This is a genomic window from Stenotrophomonas sp. 05L414_2 (assembly GCF_056397905.1).
In genome coordinates, this window is record NZ_JBFTOJ010000193.1 from 1 (window position 1) to 6,961 (window position 6,961).

General features: G+C 65.0%; 7 protein-coding genes. 3 read left to right on the forward strand and 4 right to left on the reverse strand.

All coding sequences use genetic code 11. From position 1 onward, the window contains the following. Nucleotides 1–526 (reverse strand): ABC transporter six-transmembrane domain-containing protein (locus AC1DJN_RS19325; RefSeq protein ID WP_478039837.1); only part of this gene is annotated, 526 nt, incomplete at its 3' end. A gap of 273 nt (nt 527–799) precedes the next feature. Between AC1DJN_RS19325 and AC1DJN_RS19330 the strand changes: the two genes are divergently transcribed. From AC1DJN_RS19330 to AC1DJN_RS19340, 3 genes are all read left to right on the forward strand, one after another. Beyond that, entirely contained in the window at nt 800–1,972 is a 1,173-nt protein-coding gene (locus AC1DJN_RS19330) for a serine hydrolase domain-containing protein (protein ID WP_442251101.1), read from the forward strand. A 69-nt stretch (nt 1,973–2,041) separates the two neighbouring features. Beyond that, nucleotides 2,042–2,623: a hypothetical protein gene (locus tag AC1DJN_RS19335; protein WP_442251102.1), complete on the forward strand. Its 582-nt coding sequence runs from the start codon at nt 2,042–2,044 to the stop codon at nt 2,621–2,623. Nucleotides 2,624–2,925: 302 nt separating this feature from the next. Next, a complete protein-coding gene (locus AC1DJN_RS19340; protein ID WP_313113638.1) occupies nt 2,926–3,795 on the forward strand; it encodes a S1 family peptidase in 870 nt (289 codons plus the stop codon). A gap of 71 nt (nt 3,796–3,866) precedes the next feature. On the opposite strand, the gene AC1DJN_RS19345 is transcribed toward AC1DJN_RS19340, so the two are convergent. The 3 genes from AC1DJN_RS19345 to AC1DJN_RS19355 form a co-directional block, all read right to left on the reverse strand. Next, complete coding sequence (locus AC1DJN_RS19345) at nt 3,867–4,190, reverse strand: hypothetical protein (protein ID WP_478039839.1); 324 nt, start codon at nt 4,188–4,190, stop codon at nt 3,867–3,869. 212 nt (nt 4,191–4,402) lie between these two features. Then, on the reverse strand, nt 4,403–4,663 hold the full coding sequence (locus tag AC1DJN_RS19350; protein ID WP_025874540.1) for a hypothetical protein: 261 nt from the start codon (nt 4,661–4,663) through the stop codon (nt 4,403–4,405). Beyond that, a partial coding sequence (locus AC1DJN_RS19355; protein WP_478039841.1) for a glycoside hydrolase family 94 protein occupies nt 4,660–6,961 on the reverse strand: 2,302 nt, incomplete at its 5' end. The genes AC1DJN_RS19350 and AC1DJN_RS19355, both read right to left, overlap by 4 nt.

Consider the following 6,961-nt stretch of genomic DNA (forward strand, 5'->3'; position numbering starts at 1 on the left):
ACACCAGCGCACCGAGCAGGGCGATGAGGCTGGCGGCCCCCACCAGGGGTTCGATTGCCAGCAGCATCGCCGCCGCGCCGAACATGGAAACGAGCGCAGTGGCGATGATCGGCACGTGCTTCTCGAAGAAGTCGACGAACTCGCGGGCCAGTACCACCCGCGCCGCCGAGGTGGAGGTGGCCTGGCCAAGGCGCCGCTGCGCCTGCACCACGTTTACGGCCAGATCGGCGTAGATACGGGTGAAGGTGCGTGTATCGACCGCACGGCGGGCGGCGCCTACCAGCCAGAACAGCAGCACCACGCCGGCGTAGGAAATGGCATGGCCGACGTTGCCACGGATGATCGCGTCCACCGCGAAGCCGGCGAACAGCGGATAGGCCAGCAGCAGCGCATTCTCCAGCGCCACCAGCGAAAAGGTGCCGGTGAGCTGCCAGGGGTAGGTGCGCAGGATGGCTTTCAGGGTGGCGGCCGCATTCTGCTGGCCGATGCTGCCGGCTGCGACGGCCGGATCGTGTGGGGGCTTCATGGGGACCTGGGCAGATCGAGGATGGGGCAGGGGATCGATGGAGGCATTTCCCCTGATCGCTGCCAGTATCTGCCGTCCTTTGGAGGGAGCATGGAGGGGCGATGGAGATTGCGTGGAGATGCTGGCAGCGTTCAGCGACGGGCGTGCACCGGGCAGGGGAGCTCGACCCGGGGCGAGGCTCGGCATCCATCGGCAATCGAGCCCCTGCCATCGGGTATCTTAAGAGCCCTTTTCCCACCTCCCTTCAAGCGCCTACGCATGCATGCGAATCCGATGACCGTTCGAAACAGGCGATGGCTCGGCAGCGTGGTCGTATCCGCGGCGTTGTTGGCGGCAGGCTGCGCCAGCGAGAGGGCCGCAACGAAGGATCTCGGGGCGGAGATCGACGAAGTTGCCGCGACGCTGATCCAGCGGCCGCTACTTCATTCGACCTCGATCGGCGTCGTGTACCGGGGCGAGGAATTCGTCCGTCATCGCGGCGACATGGAAACCGGCAAGCCTGGCCCTCCAACCGATGCGACCCTCTACGAGATCGGCTCGTTGAGCAAGACCCTGGCCGGCACCCTGATGGCCAATGCCGTTCTGGAACACAAGGTCAGCCTGGACGACGACGTCCGGCAGTACCTGCAGGGTCACTATCCGAACCTGCAGTACAAGGGCGAGCCCATCCGCATCCGCCATCTGCTGTCGCACACCAGCGGCCTGCCGAACATGCTGCCGGAACGTGCGAACACGGTGTTGGAGGACTTCACCGATCATCGTACGCCCAGCGAACTCAACACCCTCTATGCGCACTACGGCAAGGCTGACTTCTTCAAGGATCTGCACGCCGTCGAGATTGACCGGGCACCCGGCAAAGACTACGCCTACTCCAGTGCCGGAACGGAACTGACAGCGCATATCCTGGAAACCGTCTACAACAGCGACTACGAGTCGCTGTTACGCGGATTCCTTGGCGATTCCGCGGCGATGACGGGTCTCAGAATCAGACTCAGCGACAGCGAAGCGCCTCGGCTTGCGGTCGGCTATCACAGCGACAACCCGATGCCGACCACGCCGATGCCACAGCTGCCGTGGGGCGCCTCCGGGAACGTGAAGGCAACTGTCCCGGAAATGGTGAAGTACCTCAGGTTCCAGCTGGCCAACGGGCCGGTGGTAAAGGAGTCGCATCGCCCTCTGGTCACGTTCGATTCGGAGTTCAGCATCGGCTACTTCTGGAATATCGTTTCCGGTGACCAGCTGAAGGGCGTCTACCATGCGCATCATGGTGGCGTACCGCGGTCGCAGTGCTACATCTACATCGTGCCCAAGTACGATCTTGGCATCTTCATCATCACCAACCAAAGCGGCGACCAGACGGCGCGCGCCATGGAGGCTGCGATCGATACGCTGGTCGAAAGAATCGCCGCGCGGGAAGCTCTCGCTGGTAATGATGTTTCCCGATAGAGAGGGTGTTTCCCAGCTGTCCGGTGTGGTGCCGAACAGTGTTGGCGCCCCAGGCAGGAGCATTGCGCGTTGATCACCCGTACGTTGAACAGGATTCTACTGCTCGCAGGCTTGGGGCTTGTCATTGCGCCGAACGCCCCGGCAGCAGAATCGATCCGCACCCCCGTTCCCAGGCAGGATGAAATCGATCAGGCGCTGGCACTTGTGTCCTGCAAGGCGGATCGCACCGCATTCCGGGCGTTGGCCCATCAATTGCGTGACATCGCAACCGGCGGGAAGCCATCGGCCGGCTGGCAGCCGATCACCGGCACGGGTGGGGGTTACAGCAATGCATTGGGCGACATACCCGGCGTTGTCGCGGAAATGAAGCTTCCAGCACCGGCTCTGGTCTTCGGTCATCCGTCCACGCGGCTGATACTGTCGCGCAGTTCCGTGGTGGCTGTCTTCGATGCAGACCTTGCTGCAGACCTCACCAAAGCGCTTTCCCTCGATGGGCCGGGGACGCAGGGCGAACCCGGAGGAATGCGGGTAGTCCAGTCAGCACCGGAAGCCCAGGGCGATGGCATCGAAGTGATGGCACTGGTGGCCCAGCGCATCGAGGCCGACCCGATGCCGATCGCCGTGGCCGGGTGTCTGTACTTCACCCGGTGAAGTGCGCGACGTTCTCATGGACGGGGGGCCTTCCTGGTTCCCGATCTTCGCGCCGGGGCGGTGAACAGAGGGATTCGAGGGCGCGAACCAATCTCGAAATCCTGCGCACGTACGGGCTGTTCGATCCGCAGGAATGCCAGGCTCGCCCTGCGCGGTGAACACTAAACGTTTCGGCGCGTCCCGGTTTCAGTCGTGGTTTCCATCCCTTCGTCGGCCACCACGGGAATTGGTCGCGCGTCCATCAGCAATGTCGATGCGTTTGGCTAGGCTGGATCGATCGACCCCAAGAATGAATGCTCTCGATGAATCGCTGGCTCTTTCTGCTGCTTGCCGCGCTCCCGTTCGCTGCCGGGGCCATCGTCATCCGTGATGATGTCGAAGATGGCAGGTACCGCATCGAACGATCTGACTTCCCGGCGCTGGCGGACATGCCGGGAGAGGGGCACGGCGTTCTCATCGCCCCGCGTTGGGTGCTGACCGCAGCGCATGCAGCGCCGATGGAAGGGATGGGAGCAACGATCGCGATCAATGGCAACGCGTATGGCGTTGAACGCGTGTTCCTGCATCCCGGCTACCGGAGGATGCCCGAGGCCTTGGGCAAGGAGGCGATGGCAACAGGAAGTCCTTCCCGGATCCATGCCTTCCTGGCGGCCTCGGATGACATCGCGCTGATCAAGCTTGCCGCGCCGGTGACCGATGCCACGCCCGTGGCGCTGTATCGTGGTTCAGCAGAGGTCACGCAGGTCGCCGTCCTGATGGGGAAGGGCGCCACCGGCAACGGTGCGGTTGGCCAGTTGCCGGATGCGCCGCACCGTACATCCCTGCGGCGGGCCCACAACACGATTACCGGCGGCAATCAGCGGTATCTCTGGTACCGGTTCGATCCGCCGCCGCAGGGCCTGCCGCTTGAGGGCGTACTGGGAAGTGGAGACAGCGGTGGTCCGCTTGTGGTCAACGACCACGGCACCTGGCAATTGGTGGGACTGGGGTCCTGGATCACGGCCGTACCCGAGCATGCCCTTGAAGCGGGCTTCTATGGCCAGATGGTCCACAACGTTCGCGTGTCACGCTACGTCGACTGGATCGAGGCCGTCATGCGGCAGGGGGACGATAGCCTGCCGCCCAGTAAAACCGGACGCGCCAATGGCTCACTTGGAAATGGACGTCCGTAACAGGTTCGATCGTGAAATCCCGCACAAACTGGTCTGAAGCGGAGCGCGCGCAGATGTGCCGCGCTCAGCGCTCAGCGCCCAGCGCATGTCGCTGAGGTGGCCCGCGGGGCGGGCACCCGCCACACCTGTTGACCATCCTCGTCATTGCCCACGTAGAACGCGATGCGCCCATCCTCCTCGCGGCGAAGCGTCGGACTGAACGTGATGGTGTCCATTTCGCCGCCCTTGCCGATGAAGCGCATTTCACCGCCGCAGACAAAGTTCGAACCGGCCTGCTCTCCCAGCGCACCACAGTTCAGTGGCGAGGATTCGGCGCGGACCAACGGCTTTACCCGAGGCTGGATGCGCCTCTGGTCGGCCAGCTCGCAGAAATGGTCGGCGATGGTGTTGCGCATCTCGGCCTGTGAGGGCATCCATGCGGGGCAGCGGGACGCGTCGTCCTGGCAGCTGCTGGCCGGGGCGGTGGAGGCGGGCAGGGTGGACGGTGCTGCGATCGTCYCGGAAAGCGGCAGCAGGGAAGCTGCGATGGCAAGCAACAGGCGAGTGGAGACGGGCACGCGTATCTCTGGTCAGTTGAGCCCGGCATCGTAACGCAGGGCGCTGGCCATCATTCTCCTGGCGTCCCCGGCGGCAGGCTGTCATCACGCTCGTACCAGGATGGAAGCTCCAGCGCGTGGCTTTTGAGCATGGCCTGGATGCACGCGTGCGCCTGGCCTCTTTCTGCGTGCTCGCATTGGTCCAGAATCTCCGCAGCCAGCGTTTCAAACTGTGGCCAGAACTGCGCTGGATGGCGCGACCGCGCCAACCAGTGCATCAGCATCTCGGCCAGCGCATCAAGCTGCACCTGTATTTCAGGGCGCACGTTCATCCCGGGGCCGCACCCAGATCAAGCGCGACGCGGTAGTGATGGCCGTCGTCGCGCAGCAGGACGGTGAGGTCCGGCTGCAGCACGCCATCCACGTGCAGCGTGGGCTGGTCCTGCGCAGTGCGGGTCACCACGAACTCGTAGAAGCTGCGGCCGAAGCGGTAGCTCAGTTCGAATGACGGCCAGTGATCGGGCAGGCACGGTGCCAACGAAAGACGATCGCCCTGCCGACGTATGCCCAGCAGCGATTCGACCAGCAGGCGATACATCCAACCGGCCGAGCCGGTGTACCACGTCCAGCCGCCTCGCCCGACGTGCGGAGGCACGGCGTAGACGTCGGCTGCCAGCACATAGGGCTCGACGCGGTAGGTCTGGATCGCCTCCGGGTCCAGCGTGTGACTGAGCGGGTTGATCATGCCGGCCAGCTCCCAGGCACGCACCGCATCGCCCTGCTGTGCGAATGCCATGGCCGCCCACACGGCCGCATGGGTGTACTGGCCGCCATTCTCGCGCACGCCAGGTACGTAGCCACGAATATAGCCGGGGTCTTCCGGGGTCTGGTCGAAGGGCGGATCGAGCAGCTGGATCAGCTTGGCGTCCTTTCGCACCAAGTGCGTGTACAGCGAATCCAGCGCCTGCGAGGCACGTTCAGGCGCGGCGACGCCTGACAGCACCGACCAGCTCTGCGAAATCGAATCGATGCGGCATTCTTCGTTCTGTGACGAGCCCAACGGGGCGCCGTTGTCGAACCAGGCGCGGCGATACCATGCCCCGTCCCAGGCATGCTGTTCCAGGTTCTGGCGCAGGCTTTCGGCCTGCTGTTGGCACCACTCCGCACGGGGTGCATCGCCATGCGCGTTGGCCAGCCCGATGAAGCGGCGGAGCGTGTCATGCAGGAAGAAGCCGAGCCACACGCTTTCACCGCGCTGCTGGTCGCCGACGCGGTTCATGCCGTCGTTCCAATCCCCGCTGCCCATCAGTGGCAGGCCACGCTCGCCGAGCAAGCGGCAACCGCGTTCGAGCGCGAGCACGCAGTGCGCATACAGCGTGCCGCGCTGCGTCGAAGGCGTGGGCATGTCGTAATACCCTTCCTCTTCGGGTGTCACCGCGCGCCCCTCGATGTAGCCGACCACTTCGTCCAGCACGCTGGCGTCGCCGGTAACCTCCAGGTAGCGGCATGCGCCCTGCGGCAGCCAGAGGTAATCGTCCGAACAGCGGGTGCGCACGCCGCGACCTTGCGGAGGATGCCACCAGTGCATCACGTCGCCTTCGGTGAACTGGTGTGCAGCGCATAGCAGCAGGTGCTCGCGGGTCAGGTCCGGGCGAGCGTGCACGAGGGCGAGTGCATCCTGCAGCTGGTCGCGGAAACCGAACGCACCGCCTGATTGATAGTAGCCACTGCGCGCCAGGTAGCGGCAGCCCAGCGTCTGGTAGACCAGCCAGCCGTTGGCCAGTGCGTCCAGCGCCGGGTCTGGCGTGCGCACCTGCACCGTGGCCAGCACGTTGCGCCAGTGGATGCGCACGGCGTCCAGCGCGTCGATGGCCTCATGGGCGCCCTGGCGGCTTCGCGCCAACGCCAGCGTTTCCTTGCGGTTGCGCCCGGCGCCAAGGCGGAACGTCGTTTCGCTGCGGTCGCCTGCAGCCAGCAGCAACGGCACCTGGATCGCCGCGCACGGATCCAGACCCGCACCCAGCCGTGAATCCAGGCGCTCGCGACGCAGCGCCGCCGGTGCGTGCAGGCTGCCGTTGCGGCCGATGAACTCCAGTCGGTCACAGGTCCAGCCGCAGCCATCGGCATCGGTGTCGAAGAAGGCCATCCGGCCGCCGAAGTCGGTGCTGTAGGTGTTGCGCGCCAGCAGCGCGCCGCTCTGCGGGTCGCGTTCGGTGAGTACGTGCATGCGCGACTTCGCGCGCAGGTCACCCATCACCCATTCAACGTAGCCGATGGCCGACAACCGCCGTGGCCGGCCCGACAGGTTGTGCAGCCGCAGGACCGAGAACTTCAGCGGCGCGGCGACGTCGACGAAGACCCACAACTCGCTGGCGATGCCGTCTTCTACATGCTCGTAGACCGTGTAGCCGAAGCCATGGCGCGTACGGTACGCGCCGGTGYCACGGCGCGGCAGCGGCATCGGCGACCAGACACGACCGGTGTCCTCGTCGCGCACGTAGAAGGCTTCGCCGCCAGTGTCCGACACCGGATCATTGAGCCAGGGCGTCAGGCGGAATTCGTGTGCATTCTCGAACCATGTGTAGCCCGGTGCACTCTCGCTGACGACCGTGCCCAGGCGGGCGTTGGCG